We start from the raw sequence: 17,388 nt of genomic DNA on the forward strand, positions 1-17,388 counted from the left end.
CAAGCCGTGGCGCGAACGCGAGGGCCCGCCGGGTCACCCGGGTTCCTCCGTGAGCAGCAGCGTCCAGGACGCACCGCACCCGACCCGTCCCTCCGGGCGTCCCGGATGCGCGTCCTCGCAGGTGCAGCGCATCGGTTCGACGCGTTCACCGGCCGGGGGAGCCGCCGGCATGCGCCGGACGGCCTCCGGGAAGGAGCGCAGGCGCAGCCCCCGCAGCGACTCCCCGGCCGTGCGGACCACCAGGACCGCCCCGCATCTCGGGCAGCTGCCGCGCAGCACCGTCCCGTCCGGTCCGCCCTCCTCCAGGGTGAAGAGCGCGGCCGCCAGTGCCGTGTACTCGGGGGCGGTGATCTCCTCGTAGGGCAACTCGACGGGTTGCTCACCCGGTTGCCGACCGGTTCGGGGCACGTCGACCATGGGGCTCCTCGGTTTCCGATGATCCGGCCCCCACTGCCGCGCTCCCTCGCTGTCCGCAGGACCTGTCAGCGTAGCGGCGACGGGGCTCGTTCAGCCCTCGCCGCCCAGGGGCCAGGCCTGGATGTCGCGGTAGTGGATGGGGCCGGGGCCGCGGCCGGTGTTGCTCCCGACGAGGTGGAGGCGCCGGGTCTGCCACGGGCGGCCGGCGAAGGCGTCGAGTCCGGCTGCCGCCTCCACCGCGCTGGTGGTGTCGTGGCGGCGGGAGCGCGCCAGAGTCAGATGGGGGCGCAGCGGCCGGCCGTGGAAGGGGATGCCGCAGTCGGTGACCACGGCGCGCACGTCGGCGGCGAGGAGGTGCAGTCCTTCGAGGTCTCCGTCGATCCCGGTCCACAGGACCCGCTCGTCGAAGTGCCCGCCGCCGCGCAGCGCGAGCCCCAGCGGCCGCCGGGTCTCGGCGAGCTCCGCGAGCGGCGGTCGTAGGAGTTCGACGGCGGTGACCGGGAGCTCGCCGAGGAAGGCCAGGGTGATGTGCCAGTCCTCGATGCGGTTCCAGCGCATGCGCGGGTACGCGGCGTAGGCGGGCTGCAGCCGCTCCTCCAGCTCTTCCTTCGCGTCGTCGGGCGGGGCCAGCGCTATGAACACGCGGACGGTCGCCGCCTGGGTCTTTTCACTCACGAGGGTCTTCGTATCCTGTCGGGGCACCTTCCGTCATCTTCCGCTCCGCGGGCCCCGCGCCGACGGGTCACCGGGCGCCGGAGCCGATGGTCACCACGCGGGCCCACGCCGGAGGCGAGTCCGGCACGTAGTCGGGATCGTTCTCGCTCCACCGGCCCGCCCCTTGGCGGGCGAAGAGACCCACCACCGTCCGGCACGGCGGCCGCACGGCCGGCCATGCCGTCTGGCCGTCGGTCAGGACCACGATCACGTCCGGCCGGGGCCCCGTGCCCAGGGCCTTCGCGAACCCCGTGCGCAGATCCGTCCCTCCACCGCCCAGCAGCGGGATGCCCTCCCCGCTGCACAGCGGGTGCACGATCCGGGCCGCCGCGTCGCACGGCACCACGCTGACCATGTCGCTGCGCCCGCCCACGGCACGGGCGATCGCCGCGACCTCCAGCAGCGCAGCGCCCAGCTCGGCGTCGCTGACCGAACCGGAGGTGTCGATGACCACACAGACCCGCGGCGGCCTGCGCCGAAGGCTCGGCAGGACGGCGCCGGGCACCGCGGCCGAGCGCCGCGAGGGCCGGGCGTAGCTGTAGTCCTCGCCCGCACCCGCGCCGGAGGCCGCCGACCGGACCGCCGCTCCCAGCAACTCCCGCCAGGGCTGCGGTGGGTGGAAGGCCTCCTCCGCCCACCGCCGCCACCCCGCCGGAGCGCTGCCGGGACGCCCGTTGATCCCCTGTGCCACCCGGAAGCGCACCGCGTCCTGTTCCTGCGCGCTGAGGCCGTGCGCGCCGTCCGGCCCCAGGTCCCACGCGCGTTCCAGTCCGTCGGCGCCGCTGCCGCAGTCCAACCAGACCAGTTCCTGCGTGAGCGGTCCGAGCCGGAACTGCCGCAGGTAGTCCTCCATGAGTTCGCCCGGGTCCAGTCCCAGCGACTGCGGCGTCAGTACTCCTTCCGGCTCCACCAGTCCCTCGCCGTACACGTCGTCGTTGATCTCGCAGTCGGCCGCGATGTTCATCCGCAGCCGTTCCCCCGGTCCGGTCAGCCCGCGCTCCCGGGCCACCCGGTCACCGCGTCCGTGGTGGTCGCGCAGCAGGTGGGACACCTCGTGGACCCAGACCCCGGCGAGCTCCTCCACCGGTGTGCGGTCCACGAACCCGGGCGAGACGTAGCACCTCCAGTGCCGGTCGACGGCCATGGTCGGCACCCGCCGCGATTCCACGGTGTGCAGGGCGAACAGCGCGGTCGCCAGGTAGGGCCGGACCCGGGCGGCGTGCAGCCGGGCCGCGAAGAGCTTGTCGAGGTCGAGTTCCGCCGTTCCGGGTGCCGCGGTCGCCGCCGCGTTCATCGGCCGGCCCCGACGGGCTCCCCGGTGCGGGCCGCCGCCCGCTCCACCGACCGGTCCGCGCGCCGGGACAGCGTCACCACACCGGCGAGCCGCTCGATCGACTCCGGAACGTCCCAGTCCTCCTGGCGCAGCGCCGCGAGCGTGGTCGCGGGAACGACGACCAGGTCCGGGGCTCCGGTCTCCAGGGCCCGGACCAGGAGCGCCCACGCCGCGTCCCAGCGGGCTCTGTCCGGGCGCTTGCGGACCGCCGCCACCACACCGTCGAGCGTGGCCTGGCGCCGGTCTCCCCGCTCGGGCAGGTCGGCCCCCGCCGGGTCGGCGAGCAGGTCCTCGGGGTCCGGGAGGTCCATGCGGTCCAGGACGGCCAGCAGTTCCAGCCCCGGACCGTCCCCGACCGTGCCCCTGACCAGCATGGAGAGCACCTCCCGGGAGGAGCCGGCCGCGTGTGCGAAGGCGAGCAGACGCACCGTCATGTCCCAGCTGCGCGGCGACGGCCACGCGCCTCCCCGGCGGGCCTCGCTGCTGGGCAGCCGGTGTACGAGCGCCGGGCGGGTGGTGAGGAGCCCGCACACCGCACGGCGGGCGTCCTCCACGGCCGTCGGCAGCTTCGCGGCGTCCAGGTGCGGCAGCGTCGCCCGGGGCCAGGTCCCGCCGAGGCCGCGGACCACGACGTCGTGGTCGTGGGTCCACTGGAGGTGGACGAACCGGTTGGCCAGGGGCGGGCTCAGCTCCCAGCCGTCGGCCGCCGAGCCCCGCGGGTTGGCGGCGGCCACGATCCGCACCCCGGGCGGCAGTTGCAGGGAGCCGATCCGCCGTTCCAGTACGAGCCTGAGCAGGGCGGCCTGGACGGCCGGCGGGGCGGTGGAGAGCTCGTCCAGGAACAGCAGTCCCCGCCCGGCGCGGACGAGTCGCACCGCCCAGTCCGGCGGGGCCATCGGGACGCCCTGCTCGGCGGGGTCGTCCCCGACGATGGGCAGACCGGAGAAGTCGGACGGCTCGTGCACGCTGGCGATCACCGTGGTCAGGGGCAGGTCCAGGGCTTCGGCGAGCTGGGTCAGGGCCGCGGTCTTGCCGATGCCGGGCTCACCCCACAGGAGTACGGGCAGGTCGGCGGCCACGGCCAGGGTCAGGGCCTCCAACTGGTCGTCGGGGCGCGGTTCGGTGGTGGTGTCGCGCAGCAGCGTCAGCAGGGCGTCGGCGACGGCGAGCCGGGAGGGACGGCCGTGCACCGGCTCGGTACGGGTGTCGGTGGTGGCGGCGGACGGGGTGTACGAGGGCATGTGGCATCACCTGTGGGTTCGTGAGGAAGCCGGCCGGCGGGCCGGGGCAGGGCAGGGCGGGGCGGGTCGGGTCGGGTCGGGGCAGGGTGGGCCCGGGGGACGGGGGGTCCCCCGGGTCAGCGGGCGTGCGCCTGGCGCGGGTGGGGGCGGTGGCCCCGGGGGCGTAGTTCTCCCGGGCGGGTCCGGCCGGGTCCGGGTCCGGCCAGGCCCGACCGGAAGAGCCCGTAGGTGATCCGCCGCTCCGCGGCGGCTTCCAGTTCGTCCCGCAGCGCCCCGGCGCGCAGCAGGGCGTCGGGGCCCAGCAGCCCCTCGACCACGGCCAGCGCGCCGGCGATGTCGCCGTGGTCCAGGCGTTCGCGGACCCCGGTGAGGCAGTCCGGCTGACGGTGCGCCGTGTCGATGGCCTGCAGGCAGGGCAGCGGCGTACCGGTCAGCGCGGCGAGCAGTTCCTCCCGGCGGATCTCGGCCGGATCGTGGTCCAGTGCGGCCAGTACCCCGTCGACGAGGCCGATACGGTGCCGGGCGCCCCGGCACTCGACGAGGCGGGGTTCTCCCGCGCGGTCCGCGGTCCCGGGCGGGCCTCCCGGCGCCCGGTCGGGCACAGGGTCCGCCGCCAACGCCGAGGCGACCAGCGGGTGCAGGCGCTCGACCTCGATGGATCCGGTGCGGACCAGTTCCAGGTCGGGCAGGGTCCACACCGCCGCGTCGGGCAGTACCGGCAGTGCGGCGGCGTGTCCGGCGGGCGCGGCTCCGACCCGCAGGACGGGCGGGCCCGGTCCGTCCGCCACGAGGTCCAGCAGCAACCGCCGCCCGCCCCCCGGCCGTACGGTGACGGCGCCGGTAGCCCGGCCCTCGGCGCGGAGCAGGATCGCGGCCTCGGCGGCCCACCGGTCGACGGCGCACCGGTGCCCCTGCGGGAGCGCCGCGAGGAGTTCGGGGTCCGGGGCGGGCGGGTCGTGGGCGGGCCGTCGGCCGGCCCCGGAACGGATCCTCAGTTCGTCGGCCCGGCGGGCGTCCCACAGGGGCCGGTGCAGGTCGAGACGGAACCGCCGGTCGGGACGGGCCGGGCGCCGCGGATCGCCCCAGGAGCCGTCCGCGGGGCGGGAGCCGTCCCACAGGGCGAGGCTGATCCGCTGACCGCCGTCCGCCCACGCGGGCGGGGTCCGGGCCACGAGGTACACGGGGCGGGTGCGCGGGTCGTCCCGCACGGCAGTGCCGTCCCGCGCGTCCGCGTCGTAGGGCTCGCCCGTGTCGTACCGGGCCAGGGGGACGGTCAGCCCGGGGCGCAGCAGTCCGTCGGGTGCGATGCGCGGCATGTGCCAGCGCAACAGGTCGGGCGCGAGATGGCGGAGGTCGGCCCGGATCCGGGACGCGAGGTCCTGGCCGCGCGAGCGCGCCAGGAAACGCAGATCGAAATCGACGTCGACGCCCGCTGCGGCGCAGGCCCCGGCCCAGTCCCCGGCGGAGCGGCGGACGGTGGCGGTCTCGATCATGGACGGAGGCACGGCGTACCGGCGTACGCGGAGCCAGAGGGAAAGGCGGGAATCCTCGTGCACGGTTCGAGTGAGCATCAGCACTCACCTTGCGTGGACGGGACCCCCGATCTGTGAGCAGAAGAAGTCGTCATCGTGGTGATCGTATCGACCCTCACGCCGACCGGCCAGAGGTTTTTCCGGGCCACCGGTGGTGGTGCCGGTCGATGACGTAGTGGTGCCCGTGCTGCCAGCCGCCGGTGGCCGGGCGGGCGTCGGCGAGGTGCGGGTGACCGGGCGGCAGGTCCGGATGCAGGTGCTCCAGCCGGTACGGGTCACGGGCCGGCCAGGTCATCGCCGCGGCCGTGGCGGCGCCCAGGGCGACGGCTCCCAGGACCATGACGGTCAGCGGCAGCCCCGTCCCCGCCGCGAGCCACCCGGCCAGCGGGTAGGTGAGCAGCCAGCAGCCGTGGGAGAGGGAGAACCGCGCGGCGAACGCCGCGGGCAGGTCCGCGTCGGCGGTGGAGCGGCGGATCACCCGCCCTCCCGGGGTCAGGGCCGCGGAGCAGGCGGCTCCGATGGCGGCCCAGACCGCCAGGAGCGCCGGCCAGGACCATGCGCGCGGGCCGGTCGCGGTGAGCGCCGCCCCGGCGGCCAGGACCACGGGCAGGGCGAAGCCGGCGCCGAGCATCACCGCCCGGTCGGTCGAGCGTTGCAGGAGGCGGGGCAGGAGGAGCGCGGTCAGCATGGATCCGGTGCCGTACGCACCGAGGGCGAGCGGGACGGCGCCGGCCGGGCGGTCGAGGTGGCCGCGTACCAGGGAGACGGTGTTGACGAAGACGACGGCTCCGGCGGCGGCGACCGCGAGGTCGAGCGCGAGCAGGGCGCGGAGCCGCGGAGTGGTCCACAGGAGGCGGGTGCCGAAGGCGGCCCTGGCGTGGACCCCGCCGGTCCGCTCGACGGGGGCGGGCGCGGGCAGCGCCGTGGCGACGACGAGCGCGGCGGAGGCGAGGAAACCGGCGGTGGTGCCCGCGAACAGCCAGTCGTAGGAGACCAGGCTGAGCAGGGCGGCGGCCAGGACCGGGCTGAACAGGCTCTCCAGGTCGTAGGCGAGCCGGGTCATCGACAGGGCCCGGGTGTAGTCGCGTTCGGCGGGCAGGATCGCGGGGACGGTGGCCTGGAAGGTCGGGGTGAAGGCCGCCGACGCTGCCTGGAGCAGGAAGACCATGACGTGGATCTGCCAGATCTCGGTGACGAAGGGCAGGACCGCGGCCGCGCCGGCGCGGGTGAGGTCCATGGCCGTCATGAGGGTGCGGCGGGGAATCCGGTCGGCCAGCGCACCGACCACCGGGGCGACGGTGACGTAGGCGATCATCTTGATCGCGAGGGCGGTGCCCAGTACCGCGGAGGCGTCGTCACCCGCGAGGTCGTAGGCGAGCAGGCTCAGTGCGACGGTGGCGAGGCCGGTCCCGACGAGGGCGACGACCTGGGCGGTGAACAGACGGCGATAGGTGCCGTTGCGCAGTACGGACAGCACGGTCCCCGTCCCGGTCGGCGGATCGATGACAGCATGTCGGATTCAGCGTAGTCAACATGTGCGCATCTATGCACCTTTTGCGGGGTGGGAGGTGAGGTCAGCAGTCGTGCCCGTCCTGTATGCCGACGTCGAGCGCGGCGAGGAAGGCGGTCGCCGCGGGAGTGCGGCCGGTGCGGCGCCAGACGACGTACTCGACGCGGGCCGGGGCGTCGGTCACCTCGACGGTCACGACTCCGGCGAGCCGGGGCGCGTAGGCGGACGGCAGCATGGCCACCGCGAGGCCCGGCCCCACGAGCCGGGCGATGTAGTCCGCGCCGGTCACTTCGAAGGCGACGTCCCGGACCAGACCGGCGGCCGAGAAGGCCAGGTCGGACTGGACGCGTCCGGCCGTCCCGGCCGGCAGGTCCACGAACACCTCGCGGGAGAGCCTGCGGAGGTCGACCGACGGTTGCCCGGCGAGCGGATGGTCCGGCGCGACCACGGCGACGAGCCGGTCCCGGGCGAGTTCGTGGGCGGCGACCCCCTGGGGCCGGGCCGTGGTCGGCAGCCCGAGGAACGCCACGTCGAGGGCGCCCTCCCGGACCTGTTCGACCAGGTCCTCGCTCGCCCCCACCCGCAGGCTGATGCGCACCTGCGGGTACCGGCCCCGGAAGTCGCGCAGCGCATCCGGGATGTCGACCGCGGCCACGGTGGGGATCAGCCCCACCGCGAGCCGCCCCCGCACCTCACCGACGGCCGCCGCGACCTCGGCGGCGGCCCGCTCGGCGGCGTCCAGGCACTGGCGGGCGGCCGGAAGGAAGGCCGCACCGGCCGGCGTCAGCCGCACCCGGCGGCTGGTGCGTTCGAAGAGCCGCGCGCCGAGCTCCCGTTCCAGGCGCGCGATCTGGTGACTGAGGGCGGACTGGACGACCAGACACCGCTCGGCGGCCCGGGTGAAGCTGTTCGTCTCGGCGACGGCGAGCACGTAGCGCATCTGCTGGAGTTCCATGGATCCATCGTGGATCGCGATCGATGAGCTGACAAACATGTGTTGGACTCATCGATCGGGGCGCAAGAGACTCCGACGCATGACAAGTCCAGCCGTACGCACGGCCCGTGGGAACCTGCCCCGCACCCTCCTGACCGCGCTCGCGCCGCTGACCTGGGGCACGGTCTACGTCGTCACCACCGAGCTGCTCCCGCCGGGACACCCGCTGTTCGCGGGCCTGTTGAGGGCGTTGCCCGCCGGCCTGATCGCACTGGCGATCACCCGGACACTGCCGCGCGGAGCCTGGTGGGGGAGGGTCGCGGTGCTCGGCACGCTGAACATCGGACTGCTGTTCCCGCTGCTGTTCGTCGCGGCCGAACGCCTGCCGGGAGGTGTGGCGGCCACGTTGACGGCGGCCATGCCCCTCATGGTCGCGCTCCTGGCCGTGCCCGTACTCCGCGAGCGCCCGTCCGCCCGGCGCCTCGCCTGGGGCGTGGTCGGCGTCGCGGGCATCGGCCTGGTGGTGATCGGCCCGGACGCGGCGTTCGACGCCGTCGGCATCGTGGCGGGTCTGGCCGCCGCGGCCACGCTGGCGTTCGGGGTCGCGCTCACCAAGCGCTGGGGACGTCCCGCCGGGGTCGGACCCACCGCGTTCGCGGGCTGGCAGCTCACGGCGGGCGGTCTGTTCCTCGTCCCCGTCACGTTCCTCGCCGAAGGAGCGCCGCCCGCGATCGGCCCGGCCGAGGCCCTCGGCTACCTCTGGCTCGGCCTGGTCTGCGGCCTGGCCACCTTCGTGCTGTGGTTCCAGGGCGTCGCCACCCTGCCCGTGACCTCCGCCGCGGTGCTCGGGCTGCTCTCGCCCCTGGTCGCCGCGCTGCTCGGGGCAGTCCTGCTCGGCCAGACACTCGGCCCGGTCCAACTCGTGGGCTTCGGGCTCGCGCTCGCGGCGATCGTCGCGGGACAACTGCCCGCGCGCGGCCGCCCGGCCGTCCGCCCGGCTCCGCCCGCCGCCGTCAGTCGTGCGGCGGGAGGGAACGGAGTTCGTGGTCGGCGACGTTGAGCGCCTCGTCCACCAGCCGCCTCAAATGCCCGTGCCCCAGGGCGTAGACGACCCGGCGCCCGTCCTTGCGGGTGGTGACCAGCCCGGCCAGGCGGAGCTTGGCGAGGTGCTGGCTGACGGAGGGGCGGGCGGCTCCGCAGGCCTCGGTGAGGGTGGTGACGTCGGCCTCGCCCCGGCCGAGGCGCTCCACGAGCGACAGACGGGTGCGGTCGGCGAGCAGGGCGAGTACGGACGCGGCGACCTCCAGCCGGTCGCCCCGATCACCCCGGTCGGCCCGGTGCTGTTCCGCCTGCGCACCCTGCGCACCTGCCGGACGCGTGCCTGCACTCATGCCCACATCGTAAGGCGGTACGGAGTCCGCGCCGGGCGGCCTCCGTACACCGGTGCGCGCACATGCGAGGGCCCCGCCTCCCCGCAGGGGGTCGGCGGGGCCCTCGCACCGGCGTGGCGGTCGGCGTCAGCCGAGCGCGGGCGCCTCCTGCTGAGCCGGAGCCGCAGCTTCCGCGCCGTCGGTGCGCGCGGCGAGGAGTCGCTGGGCGAGGACACCGAAGACGATGGCGAACACCGTCCACAGCACCAGCTGGACGGCCAGCGAGGCGACCCGGAACTCCCACAGCAGGGCGGCGGGGAAACCGGGCTGGACCGCGTCGCTGTTGTCCGGCAGGAACACGAACGCCAGGGCGGTGGCGACGACGAAGCCGCCGCTCGCGGCCAGCGTCGCGTTCCAGTTGCCCAGGCGCGGTGCCAGCCGTCGTCCGAGGATGATCGCGCCGACGCCGAGCAGCACGCTGAGCAGGATCATCAGGAAGAACAGCGTGGTGCGCTGACCGATCGTGTCCGGGTTGCCGACCGCCGGCGGGGTGGCCGGGTACTTCAGGAACGGCACCAGGTAGACCGTGGCGAAGGCGCCCGCCGCGGTGAGCGCCGCAGTGGCCCGCGGGCTGAACCCGCCCACCCGCCCGAGGGCGAACGAGAACGCCAGCGAGGCGATGCCGCCCAGCGCGACCCCGTAGACGAGGACGCCGGTGGCCAGGCCGGCCGTCGACTGAACCGGTCGGCTGACCAGCTCTTCCTCCTCCGCGGCCTCGCCCGACGCGGCGTCACCGCCGTGCCCGGCGTGAGCGCTCGGGGCGCCCGCGGCGTCCTTGGCGGCCTGCGCCTCCTCCACGGCGATGGAACCCCGTACCGGGGGCTCACCCACCACATAGGCGACGGCGAAGGCGAACAGCCCGGCTATCAGGCCCGCGAGCATGCCGCGGACCAGCAGTCCTCTGACAGTAGAGGCATACATGTGCACGGCCTCTCAGTGGCAGGGGAAGCCGAGCAGATGACGACCGTCGTGCACCCACTCGTGCACGCCCTCACCGGCGAACACGGCCGTGGCGCCCTGTTCGGCGCCGACGAAGTACAGGGCGACGAGCATCAGAAGGCCGACGAAGAGCGCCCAGGGCAGCACCGCGCGCACGGGCAGCGGAGCCGACAGGGAGCCGGCGGGGGTGGATACGGCAGCGGAAGCGAGAGCCTCGGCCATGATGGAACCTCCTCGGGGAACAACGCGTCCCATACGGTGGTGCAGGACGACGGTCCTCGGGTCTGACTCGCCGCGCCGCCACCCCGGGGGTGCCGCCGCAGCACACAGTGGCGCGACCATGCCGGATTCACACCGGGCTTCCGTCTCGCCGTCGTCGCTATGTGGAAATGTCGCCGTGACGCTACCGTGCGCCGGGCCTGCGGCCAAGACCGTGAGTCTCTGATCACACGCCTACGCTGCGGTAATACGGATTCGGCGGTATCCGGTGGACTCGAAGTGTCCACCAACTGGACGGCAGCGCTGCTAGAATGACCGCGTTGGCCTTCGGCGTGCGTGCCCCCGTGCATGTGTCCGGAGGCTTTTTTCATGCCTTCACACCGGTTCACCGACCCCACCACTCCTCCCTTCACGCCTCCCGTCACAGCTCCCGTCACGCCCTCCGCACCGGCCGCCACCGGCTACCGAGACCTGCTCCGCAACAGGGAGTTCAGTGGTCTGTACATCAGCTTCACCCTCACCGTCGCCGCGAGCACTTTGTCCGGCTTCGCACTCGGCACACTGGTCAACCAGCAGACCCGTTCCCCGTTCCTCACGGCCGTGAGCATGTACGGCGCCACCTTCGCGACGGTGCTCGGCGCGCTGACGCTGATGTCGGTCGCCGACGGGAAACGGCCCCGCCGGACCCTCGTCCTGCTCCAACTCGCCTCGCTGGCCGGTGTCGCCGCCCAGGCGATCCCGGCGCTGCCGCTCGCGGTCCGGTTCGCCCTGCTCCTGACGCTCGGCTTCTTCCAGTCCCTCGGCACCGGCACCCGGCTGGGGCTGCTCGCCGAGGTCGTACCCACCTCCGCCTACGCGCCCGCCCGTTCGCTGATGAACATCACCTCGGGCGGCACCGCGATCGTCGGTTTCGCCCTCGGCGCCGTACTGCTGCGCCACCTGAGCCCGCAGGGGGTCTTCGTGACGGCGGCGGCGCTGACCGGCCTCGGGGTGGCCGTGGTGGCGGCCACCGTCCGCGAGCACTCGATCCGGCTCACCCGCCGCCCCGGGCTGCGCCGGACCTGGGCCACGAACGCCGAGCTGTTCTCCCACCCGGGCCGCCGGATGCTGCTGCTGAACCTGTGGGTCCCCAACGGTCTGATCGTCGGCTGCGAGGCCCTCTTCCTCTCCTACGACCCCGGCCACGCGGGCACCTTCCTGGCCGCCGGATCGGCGGGCATGCTTCTCGGGGACCTGACCGTCGGCCGGCTGCTCACCGCAGACCGGCGGCGCCGGTACGCCTTCGCCCTGCGGCTGCTGCTGGCCGCCCCCTTCCTGCTGTTCGCGCTCCACCCGCCCGTCCCGGTCCTGGCGGTCGCGGTGTTCCTCGCGAGTGCCGGCTTCGCGGCCACCCTGCCCCTCCAGGAGCAGCTCCTCGAACAGACCCCCGCCCCGATCCGCGGCCAGGTCCAGGGGGTCGAGTCGGCCGGCCGGACGACCTGGCAGGGCCTCGGCGCCGCGCTCGTCGGCGGCCTGGCCCAGTACCTCGCCCCGGGCGCCGCGATCGCCGTCGCCGCCGGGGTGTCCGTGGCCGTCACCCTGCTCTGCAGGCCCTCCCGCCGTACGGGGCCGGGGTCGGGTGCGGCGGGCCCGCGAACCGGTCCACGTACCGCCGCGTAATTCGTGCACATGTTCGGTTAGCGGGGTTACGCTGGGGCCATGCACGCAGTCCAGGGCCTTCAGGGTTCCCTCTTCGACCAGGGCGACGAGATCCGGCTCGGCCCCCTCGCCGGCCTGCGGCGTACCCGGCTCGGCGCCGGGGCCTGGGTCGACCAACTGCCCGGCTGGCTGAGCGGCGCCGACGCGCTCTTCGAGCGGCTGGCCGCCGATGTGCCCTGGCGCGCCGAGCGGCGGCAGATGTACGAGCGCGAGGTGGAGGTGCCCCGGCTGCTCGCCTTCTACGGCGAGGGCGAGCCGCTGCCCCATGACGCGCTCATGGGCGCCCGCGAGGCACTGACCGGTCACTACGCCGCCGAACTCGGTGAGCCCTTCACCACCGCCGGCCTGTGCCTGTACCGCGACGGCCGGGACAGCGTCGCCTGGCACGGGGACCGGACCGGCCGCTCGTCGACCGAGGACACCATGGTGGCCATCGTCTCCGTCGGCGATCCGCGGGATCTCGCCTTCCGCCCCCGCGACGGCGGCGCCACCCTGCTGCGGCTGCCCCTGGGGCACGGCGACCTCGTCGTCATGGGCGGTTCCTGCCAGCGGACCATGGAGCACGCCGTGCCCAAGTCGACCCGGGCCGTCGGCCCCCGCATCAGTATCCAGTTCCGGCCCCGCGGCGTCCGCTGACCTGGCGCCTTGCGCCTTGCGCCTTCCGTCCTCCGCCGCTGGCGGCCGCCTCCCGCGGTCGCGTCCCGCGGTCGCGGTTGCGGCGCCGCCCGGGGGCGTCCAGGCTGGTGCGCATGGATCTCGGCGCCTTCTCCGTGAGCCTCACCGTGCGCGACCTCGATGCCTCCCGGGCGTTCTACGAGAAGCTCGGGTTCGCCGTGTTCGGCGGGAACCCCGAGCAGGGCTGGCTGATCCTCAAGAACGCCGATGTCGTCATCGGGCTGTTCGTCGGCATGTTCGAGAGGAACATGCTGACCTTCAATCCGGGGTGGGACAGCAGTGCGACCGCGCTCGACTCCTTCACCGACATCCGTGACGTGCAGCGGCAGCTGAAGACGCGGGGTGTGGAGTTCCTGACGGAGGTCGACGAGTCGGGCGCGGGCCCGGGCAGCTTCCTCGTCCTCGACCCGGACGGCAATCCGGTCCTCTTCGACCAGCACGTCTGACCCGGGCGGTCGCTCAGGCGGTGGCGCCGGGCTCCTTCGTGGGGCGAACGGCTCCGGCCGCCGCGTGCAGCGACCGCAGCGCCAGCAGCAGGACGCCGATGTCGTCCAGGTACACCGGGTCCGGAATCAGGTCCACCGGCGAGACGGTGTAGGCGACGGCGACCCAGAACAGCGCCTTGTCGCGCAGCGGGATTCCCGAGTCGAGCAGCAGTCGCCGGGCCGCGAAGACCCGTACGAGCAGCACGGCCGCGGCGATCGCGAGGCCTACCGCGATGATCACGCCCAGGGTGAGCCAGACCTTTCCGTCCATGGCGGCCCTATACCCCGATTTCGGTCCGTGATACCCGGTTCGTGCCCGGATCCGTTCAGGCGCCGTCTCCGCGCAGCCGGCGGCCGACCTCGCCCAGCCCGTCGGCGAGCGCGTCGAGCTGCCCGGGGGTCAGGACGTCGACGAGGATCTCCCGCACCGTCGCCACGTGCCCGGGCGCGGCCTCCTCCAGTTTGGCGCTGCCGGCGTCGGTGAGGACGGCGAAGACGCCGCGGACGTCGGAGGGGCAGCTGCGGCGGCGGACCAGCCCGGCCTTCTCCATCTGCGTGACCTGGTAGGTCAGCCCGCTCTTGGAGTTGATCAGGCCGTTGGCCAGCTCGGTCATGCGCAGCTCGCGCCCGGGCGCCGCGGCGAGCCTCACGAGGATCTCGTACTGGGGGTGGGAGAGCCCGGCGTCGTCCTTGAGCTGTTGGTCGAGGCGGCGGTTCACCAGGGCCGACGCGGCGAGGAATCCGCTCCAGGCCCGCATCTCGCGGTCGTCCAGCCATCTCGGTTCAGCCATGGCGCCAGACTACACGGGTTGTTCCAATTTGAATCAATGGTTAGGGTCGGGGCTCAGCGGTTCGAATTTGAACAACTCCTCCCTGCCTCCCCACGGGCCGCCCGACCGGAAGGACCCCCGATGACCAGCCCCTCCGTCACCGCGACGAAGCCGCAGGCCGCCGCCCCGGCCGCAGGCCCCCGGCCCGCCGCCCTCTCCACTCCGGGCCACGACACCGGCCTGCTGCTCCTGCGTGTCGTGCTCGGTCTGACCATGGCCGCGCACGGCTCGCAGAAGCTCTTCGGCTGGTTCGGGGGCGGCGGCGTCAGCGGCACCGGCCAGTTCTTCACCGCCAGCGGATATCCCGCGGGCGATGCCATGGCCGTCCTCGCCGGCCTCACCGAGACCCTCGGCGGGCTCGGCCTCGTCCTCGGGCTGCTCACCCCGCTCGCCGGCGCCGCGATCGTCGGCACCCTGATCAACGCGATCGCCGTCCACGGAGCCGGCGCCTTCTTCGCCCCCAAGGGCATCGAGTACGAGCTGCTGCTGACCGCGGGCGCCGCCGCCCTCGCCCTCACCGGCCCCGGACGGTACGCCGTCGACCGCTTCCTGCCCGTGGTGCGCAGCCACCGCCTCGCGCACGGCGCCCTCGCCGTCGCCCTCGGCGTGATCCTCGCCGCCGCGCTGCTCCTCGTCCGCGACTAGGCCGTCTCTTTCGGAGGGGGCGCGGGCCGAGGTCCGCGCCCCCTCGGCGAATCCCGGCTGTCGCACGCCGAGGCCGTACCGGCCATATTGATTTGCGCCAACTCTCTTTGACTACAGGCGAGTTGTCATGACGCTGACCTATGTTCTACGGGGCACATCAGCCCGCCCCGGGAGGTCAGATTGCAGTCCAGGCGCTTCCTCGCCCTTCACCGCGCGTTACGCCGTTCCCACCTGCTCATAGCCTTCGGCCTCGGTTCGCTGCTGATCGGCCTGATCCCGTGGCTCGGGGTCACGAGCACGGCTGCGGCCGGCCGCGCGCCGGCGCCCCGACCCGCGCCCGTACCCGTCGAGCAGCAGACGGCGACCCAGTCGCCGCACCACGGCATCGCGCCGGCGAACGCGATGGAGCCGACGGCTCCGGTGCTCGACCGGGCCGGGTGGACGGCCACCGCGAGCGACGAGGAGACCGCCGGCGAGAACGGCCGCGCGGCCAACGTGCTCGACGGCAACGTCAACACCATCTGGCACAGCAAGTGGACGGGCACCCCTGCCCCGCTGCCGCACAGCATCACGATCGACATGCACCGCACGGCGGTCGTCTCCGCGCTCGTCTACCGGCCCCGCACCAACAGCCCCAACGGGCGCGTGGGTGAGTACAGCATCAGCCTCAGCGCCGACGGGCAGAACTGGGCGAGCCCGGTGGCCACCGGCACGCTCGCGGACGACGCGGGCGCCAAGACCCTCGGGTTCGCTCCGCAGGGGGCCCGGTTCGTCCGGCTGACCGCGCTCACCGAGGCCGGCGGCCGCGGACCCTGGTCCTCCGCCGCCGAGATCGACCTGCTGGGCGACCCCGGTACCCCGGCGGCCACCGTCGACCTGTCCCGGTCCGGCTGGACGGCCTCGGCGAGCGACGAGGAGACCGGCAGCGAGAACGGCCGTGCCGCCAACGTGCTCGACGGCAACGACAACACCATCTGGCACAGCAAGTGGACGGGCACCCCTGCCCCGCTGCCGCACAGCATCACGATCGACATGCACCGCACGGCGGCGGTCTCCGCCCTCGTCTACCACCCCCGCCCCGACGGGCCCAACGGGCGCGCGGGCGCCTACTCCATCGCCACCAGCACCGACGGATCCACCTTCGGGGCGCCGGTGGCCGCGGGTACCTGGCGGGACGACGACTCCGTCAAGACCGCCACCTTCCTGCGCACCGAGACCGCCCGCTACATACGGCTGACCGTGACGAGCGAGGCCGGCGGCCGCGGCCCCTGGACCTCGGCCGGTGAGATACGCCTGAGCGGGCCGGCCAGCCCGGCCGTGCACGGTTCCTGGGGCCGGGTCACCGGCTTCCCCCTGGTGCCGGTGGCCACCGCCGCCCTGCCCGGTGACAAGCTGCTGGCCTGGTCCGCGTACGCCGTCGACCGCTTCGGCGGCAGCAGCGGCTACACCCAGACCGCGATCCTGGACCTGAAGACGGGCAAGGTCACCCAGCGCCGCATCGACAACACCGGACACGACATGTTCTGCCCGGGCATCGCCATGCTCGCCGACGGCCGGGTGCTGGTCACCGGCGGCAGCAACGCGGAGAAGGCGAGCATCTACGACCCCGCCACCGACGACTGGTCCGCCACCACGAGCATGAACATCGCCCGCGGTTACCAGGCCATGACCCTGCTCTCCACCGGCGAGGCCTTCGTCCTGGGCGGATCCTGGAGCGGAACCGCGGGCACCGACAAGGCCGGCGAGGTCTGGTCGCCGGACACCCGCACCTGGCGCAGCCTGCCCGGTGTCCTGGCCGCCCCGGCGCTGACGGCCGACCCGGCCGGACCCTACCGGGCCGACAACCACATGTGGCTGCACGCCACTTCGGGCGGCAAGGTGCTGCAACTGGGCCCGAGCAAGCAGATGAACTGGATCACCACCAGCGGCCGCGGAAGCATCACCTCCGCCGGTAGCCGGGCCGACAGCCAGGACGCGATGACCGGCAACGCCGTCGCCTACGACATCGGCAAGCTGCTCACCCTCGGCGGCTCGCCCGCCTACGAGAAGACCCCCGCCACCCAGCGCGCCTACACGGTGGGTATCGACGGCAGCCAGGTCCAGGCCGCCCGGACGGGCGACATGGAGCACGCCCGAGCCTTCAGCAACAGCGTGGTCCTGCCCGACGGCAAGGTGGCCGTCTTCGGTGGCCAGGCCTATCCGGTGCCGTTCAGCGACGCCACCTCCGTCCTGACCCCCGAGCTGTGGGACCCCGCGACCGGCCGCTTCACCCCACTCGCCAGCATGGCCGTCCCGCGCAACTACCACAGCGTGGCCAACCTGCTGCCCGACGGGCGGATCTTCTCCGGCGGCGGCGGACTGTGCGGCGACTGCGCGACCAACCACGCCGACGGGGCGATCTTCACCCCGCCGTACCTGCTCAACGCGGACGGATCACCGAAGCCGCGTCCCGCCATCACCGCGGGCGTGCCGCCCAGGGCCACCCCCGGCGCCTCGCTCACCGTGAGCACCGACAGTCCGGTGGCGTCCTTCGTCCTGATGCGGGCCGCTGCCGCGACCCACTCGACCGACAACGACCAGCGCCGGGTACCCGTGGTCTCCACGGCAGCGGGAGGCGGCTCGTACACGGTGTCCGTACCGGCCGACACCGGCGTGGTCCTGCCGGGGACCTACCTGCTCTTCGCCCTCGACGCCCAGGGGGTGCCGAGCATCGGCCGGTTCGTCACCATCTCCTGACCCTGTGAGCGGTGTCCGGGGCCTGAGCTGATTGGCCCCGGACATTCAGG

The 17,388-nt window shown here is 73.9% G+C and carries 18 protein-coding genes; 6 read left to right on the forward strand and 12 right to left on the reverse strand.

Annotated features, from left to right (window positions below; genetic code table 11):
* Nucleotides 1-33: 33 nt before the first annotated feature.
* From OG373_RS34890 to OG373_RS34920, 7 genes are all read right to left on the reverse strand, one after another.
* Nucleotides 34-417 (reverse strand): hypothetical protein, encoded by a 384-nt coding sequence (locus OG373_RS34890; protein WP_405442562.1) that lies wholly within the window; start codon nt 415-417, stop codon nt 34-36.
* Between the two features lie 90 nt (nt 418-507).
* Complete coding sequence (gene thpR, locus OG373_RS34895) at nt 508-1,092, reverse strand: RNA 2',3'-cyclic phosphodiesterase (protein ID WP_405442563.1); 585 nt, start codon at nt 1,090-1,092, stop codon at nt 508-510.
* Nucleotides 1,093-1,159: 67 nt separating this feature from the next.
* Nucleotides 1,160-2,425: a DUF2201 family putative metallopeptidase gene (locus OG373_RS34900; protein WP_405442565.1), complete on the reverse strand. Its 1,266-nt coding sequence runs from the start codon at nt 2,423-2,425 to the stop codon at nt 1,160-1,162.
* Entirely contained in the window at nt 2,422-3,705 is a 1,284-nt protein-coding gene (locus OG373_RS34905) for an AAA family ATPase (RefSeq protein ID WP_405442567.1), read from the reverse strand. Before OG373_RS34905 ends, OG373_RS34900 begins: the two co-directional genes overlap by 4 nt.
* A 116-nt stretch (nt 3,706-3,821) precedes the next feature.
* On the reverse strand, nt 3,822-5,276 hold the full coding sequence (locus OG373_RS34910; RefSeq protein WP_405442569.1) for a hypothetical protein: 1,455 nt from the start codon (nt 5,274-5,276) through the stop codon (nt 3,822-3,824).
* A 76-nt stretch (nt 5,277-5,352) separates the two neighbouring features.
* On the reverse strand, nt 5,353-6,714 hold the full coding sequence (locus tag OG373_RS34915; RefSeq protein WP_405442570.1) for an MFS transporter: 1,362 nt from the start codon (nt 6,712-6,714) through the stop codon (nt 5,353-5,355).
* 97 nt (nt 6,715-6,811) lie between these two features.
* On the reverse strand, nt 6,812-7,702 hold the full coding sequence (locus tag OG373_RS34920; protein ID WP_405442572.1) for a LysR family transcriptional regulator: 891 nt from the start codon (nt 7,700-7,702) through the stop codon (nt 6,812-6,814).
* 79 nt (nt 7,703-7,781) lie between these two features.
* On the opposite strand from OG373_RS34920, the gene OG373_RS34925 reads away from it, so the two are divergent.
* Nucleotides 7,782-8,741, forward strand: coding sequence for an EamA family transporter (locus tag OG373_RS34925; RefSeq protein WP_405442574.1), 960 nt, complete (start codon nt 7,782-7,784; stop codon nt 8,739-8,741).
* On the opposite strand, the gene OG373_RS34930 is transcribed toward OG373_RS34925, so the two are convergent.
* From OG373_RS34930 to OG373_RS34940, 3 genes are all read right to left on the reverse strand, one after another.
* On the reverse strand, nt 8,695-9,072 hold the full coding sequence (locus OG373_RS34930) for an ArsR/SmtB family transcription factor (protein WP_405442576.1): 378 nt from the start codon (nt 9,070-9,072) through the stop codon (nt 8,695-8,697). The two genes, OG373_RS34925 and OG373_RS34930, sit on opposite strands and share 47 nt — an antisense overlap.
* Nucleotides 9,073-9,198: 126 nt before the next feature.
* Nucleotides 9,199-10,032 (reverse strand): CbtA family protein, encoded by an 834-nt coding sequence (locus tag OG373_RS34935; RefSeq protein WP_405442578.1) that lies wholly within the window; start codon nt 10,030-10,032, stop codon nt 9,199-9,201.
* 12 nt (nt 10,033-10,044) lie between these two features.
* Nucleotides 10,045-10,272 (reverse strand): CbtB-domain containing protein, encoded by a 228-nt coding sequence (locus OG373_RS34940; protein WP_189733983.1) that lies wholly within the window; start codon nt 10,270-10,272, stop codon nt 10,045-10,047.
* A gap of 366 nt (nt 10,273-10,638) precedes the next feature.
* Between OG373_RS34940 and OG373_RS34945 the strand changes: the two genes are divergently transcribed.
* From OG373_RS34945 to OG373_RS34955, 3 genes are all read left to right on the forward strand, one after another.
* On the forward strand, nt 10,639-11,928 hold the full coding sequence (locus OG373_RS34945; RefSeq protein WP_405442580.1) for a hypothetical protein: 1,290 nt from the start codon (nt 10,639-10,641) through the stop codon (nt 11,926-11,928).
* Nucleotides 11,929-11,967: 39 nt separating this feature from the next.
* Nucleotides 11,968-12,603, forward strand: a complete 636-nt coding sequence (locus OG373_RS34950; RefSeq protein WP_405442581.1) for an alpha-ketoglutarate-dependent dioxygenase AlkB — start codon at nt 11,968-11,970, stop codon at nt 12,601-12,603.
* A gap of 113 nt (nt 12,604-12,716) precedes the next feature.
* Nucleotides 12,717-13,088 carry a VOC family protein gene (locus OG373_RS34955; RefSeq protein WP_405442583.1) on the forward strand — a complete coding sequence of 124 codons (372 nt, stop codon included), beginning with the start codon at nt 12,717-12,719 and terminating at the stop codon, nt 13,086-13,088.
* 13 nt (nt 13,089-13,101) lie between these two features.
* Here OG373_RS34955 and OG373_RS34960 read toward each other — a convergent pair whose 3' ends face one another.
* Nucleotides 13,102-13,398 (reverse strand): YkvA family protein, encoded by a 297-nt coding sequence (locus tag OG373_RS34960; protein ID WP_405442584.1) that lies wholly within the window; start codon nt 13,396-13,398, stop codon nt 13,102-13,104.
* A gap of 55 nt (nt 13,399-13,453) precedes the next feature.
* On the reverse strand, nt 13,454-13,918 hold the full coding sequence (locus tag OG373_RS34965; protein WP_405442586.1) for a MarR family winged helix-turn-helix transcriptional regulator: 465 nt from the start codon (nt 13,916-13,918) through the stop codon (nt 13,454-13,456).
* A 120-nt stretch (nt 13,919-14,038) separates the two neighbouring features.
* On the opposite strand from OG373_RS34965, the gene OG373_RS34970 reads away from it, so the two are divergent.
* Entirely contained in the window at nt 14,039-14,602 is a 564-nt protein-coding gene (locus tag OG373_RS34970; RefSeq protein WP_405442587.1) for a DoxX family protein, read from the forward strand.
* Nucleotides 14,603-14,782: 180 nt separating this feature from the next.
* A complete protein-coding gene (locus OG373_RS34975; RefSeq protein ID WP_405442588.1) occupies nt 14,783-17,338 on the forward strand; it encodes a discoidin domain-containing protein in 2,556 nt (851 codons plus the stop codon).
* Nucleotides 17,339-17,388 lie beyond the last annotated feature (50 nt).

This window comes from Streptomyces avidinii (genome assembly GCF_045161815.1).
Taxonomy (GTDB): domain Bacteria; phylum Actinomycetota; class Actinomycetes; order Streptomycetales; family Streptomycetaceae; genus Streptomyces; species Streptomyces avidinii.

Bases quoted from the DNA above. Each gene is read 5' to 3' on its own strand.
- OG373_RS34890 (WP_405442562.1), bottom strand. From the start codon at position 417: ATGGTCGACGTGCCCCGAACCGGTCGGCAACCGGGTGAGCAACCCGTC.
- OG373_RS34900 (WP_405442565.1), bottom strand. From the start codon at position 2,425: ATGAACGCGGCGGCGACCGCGGCACCCGGAACGGCGGAACTCGACCTC.
- OG373_RS34905 (WP_405442567.1), bottom strand. From the start codon at position 3,705: ATGCCCTCGTACACCCCGTCCGCCGCCACCACCGACACCCGTACCGAG.
- OG373_RS34910 (WP_405442569.1), bottom strand. From the start codon at position 5,276: ATGCTCACTCGAACCGTGCACGAGGATTCCCGCCTTTCCCTCTGGCTC.
- OG373_RS34920 (WP_405442572.1), bottom strand. From the start codon at position 7,702: ATGGAACTCCAGCAGATGCGCTACGTGCTCGCCGTCGCCGAGACGAAC.
- OG373_RS34925 (WP_405442574.1), top strand. From the start codon at position 7,782: ATGACAAGTCCAGCCGTACGCACGGCCCGTGGGAACCTGCCCCGCACC.
- OG373_RS34930 (WP_405442576.1), bottom strand. From the start codon at position 9,072: ATGAGTGCAGGCACGCGTCCGGCAGGTGCGCAGGGTGCGCAGGCGGAA.
- OG373_RS34935 (WP_405442578.1), bottom strand. From the start codon at position 10,032: ATGTATGCCTCTACTGTCAGAGGACTGCTGGTCCGCGGCATGCTCGCG.
- OG373_RS34940 (WP_189733983.1), bottom strand. From the start codon at position 10,272: ATGGCCGAGGCTCTCGCTTCCGCTGCCGTATCCACCCCCGCCGGCTCC.
- OG373_RS34945 (WP_405442580.1), top strand. From the start codon at position 10,639: ATGCCTTCACACCGGTTCACCGACCCCACCACTCCTCCCTTCACGCCT.
- OG373_RS34950 (WP_405442581.1), top strand. From the start codon at position 11,968: ATGCACGCAGTCCAGGGCCTTCAGGGTTCCCTCTTCGACCAGGGCGAC.
- OG373_RS34955 (WP_405442583.1), top strand. From the start codon at position 12,717: ATGGATCTCGGCGCCTTCTCCGTGAGCCTCACCGTGCGCGACCTCGAT.
- OG373_RS34960 (WP_405442584.1), bottom strand. From the start codon at position 13,398: ATGGACGGAAAGGTCTGGCTCACCCTGGGCGTGATCATCGCGGTAGGC.
- OG373_RS34965 (WP_405442586.1), bottom strand. From the start codon at position 13,918: ATGGCTGAACCGAGATGGCTGGACGACCGCGAGATGCGGGCCTGGAGC.
- OG373_RS34970 (WP_405442587.1), top strand. From the start codon at position 14,039: ATGACCAGCCCCTCCGTCACCGCGACGAAGCCGCAGGCCGCCGCCCCG.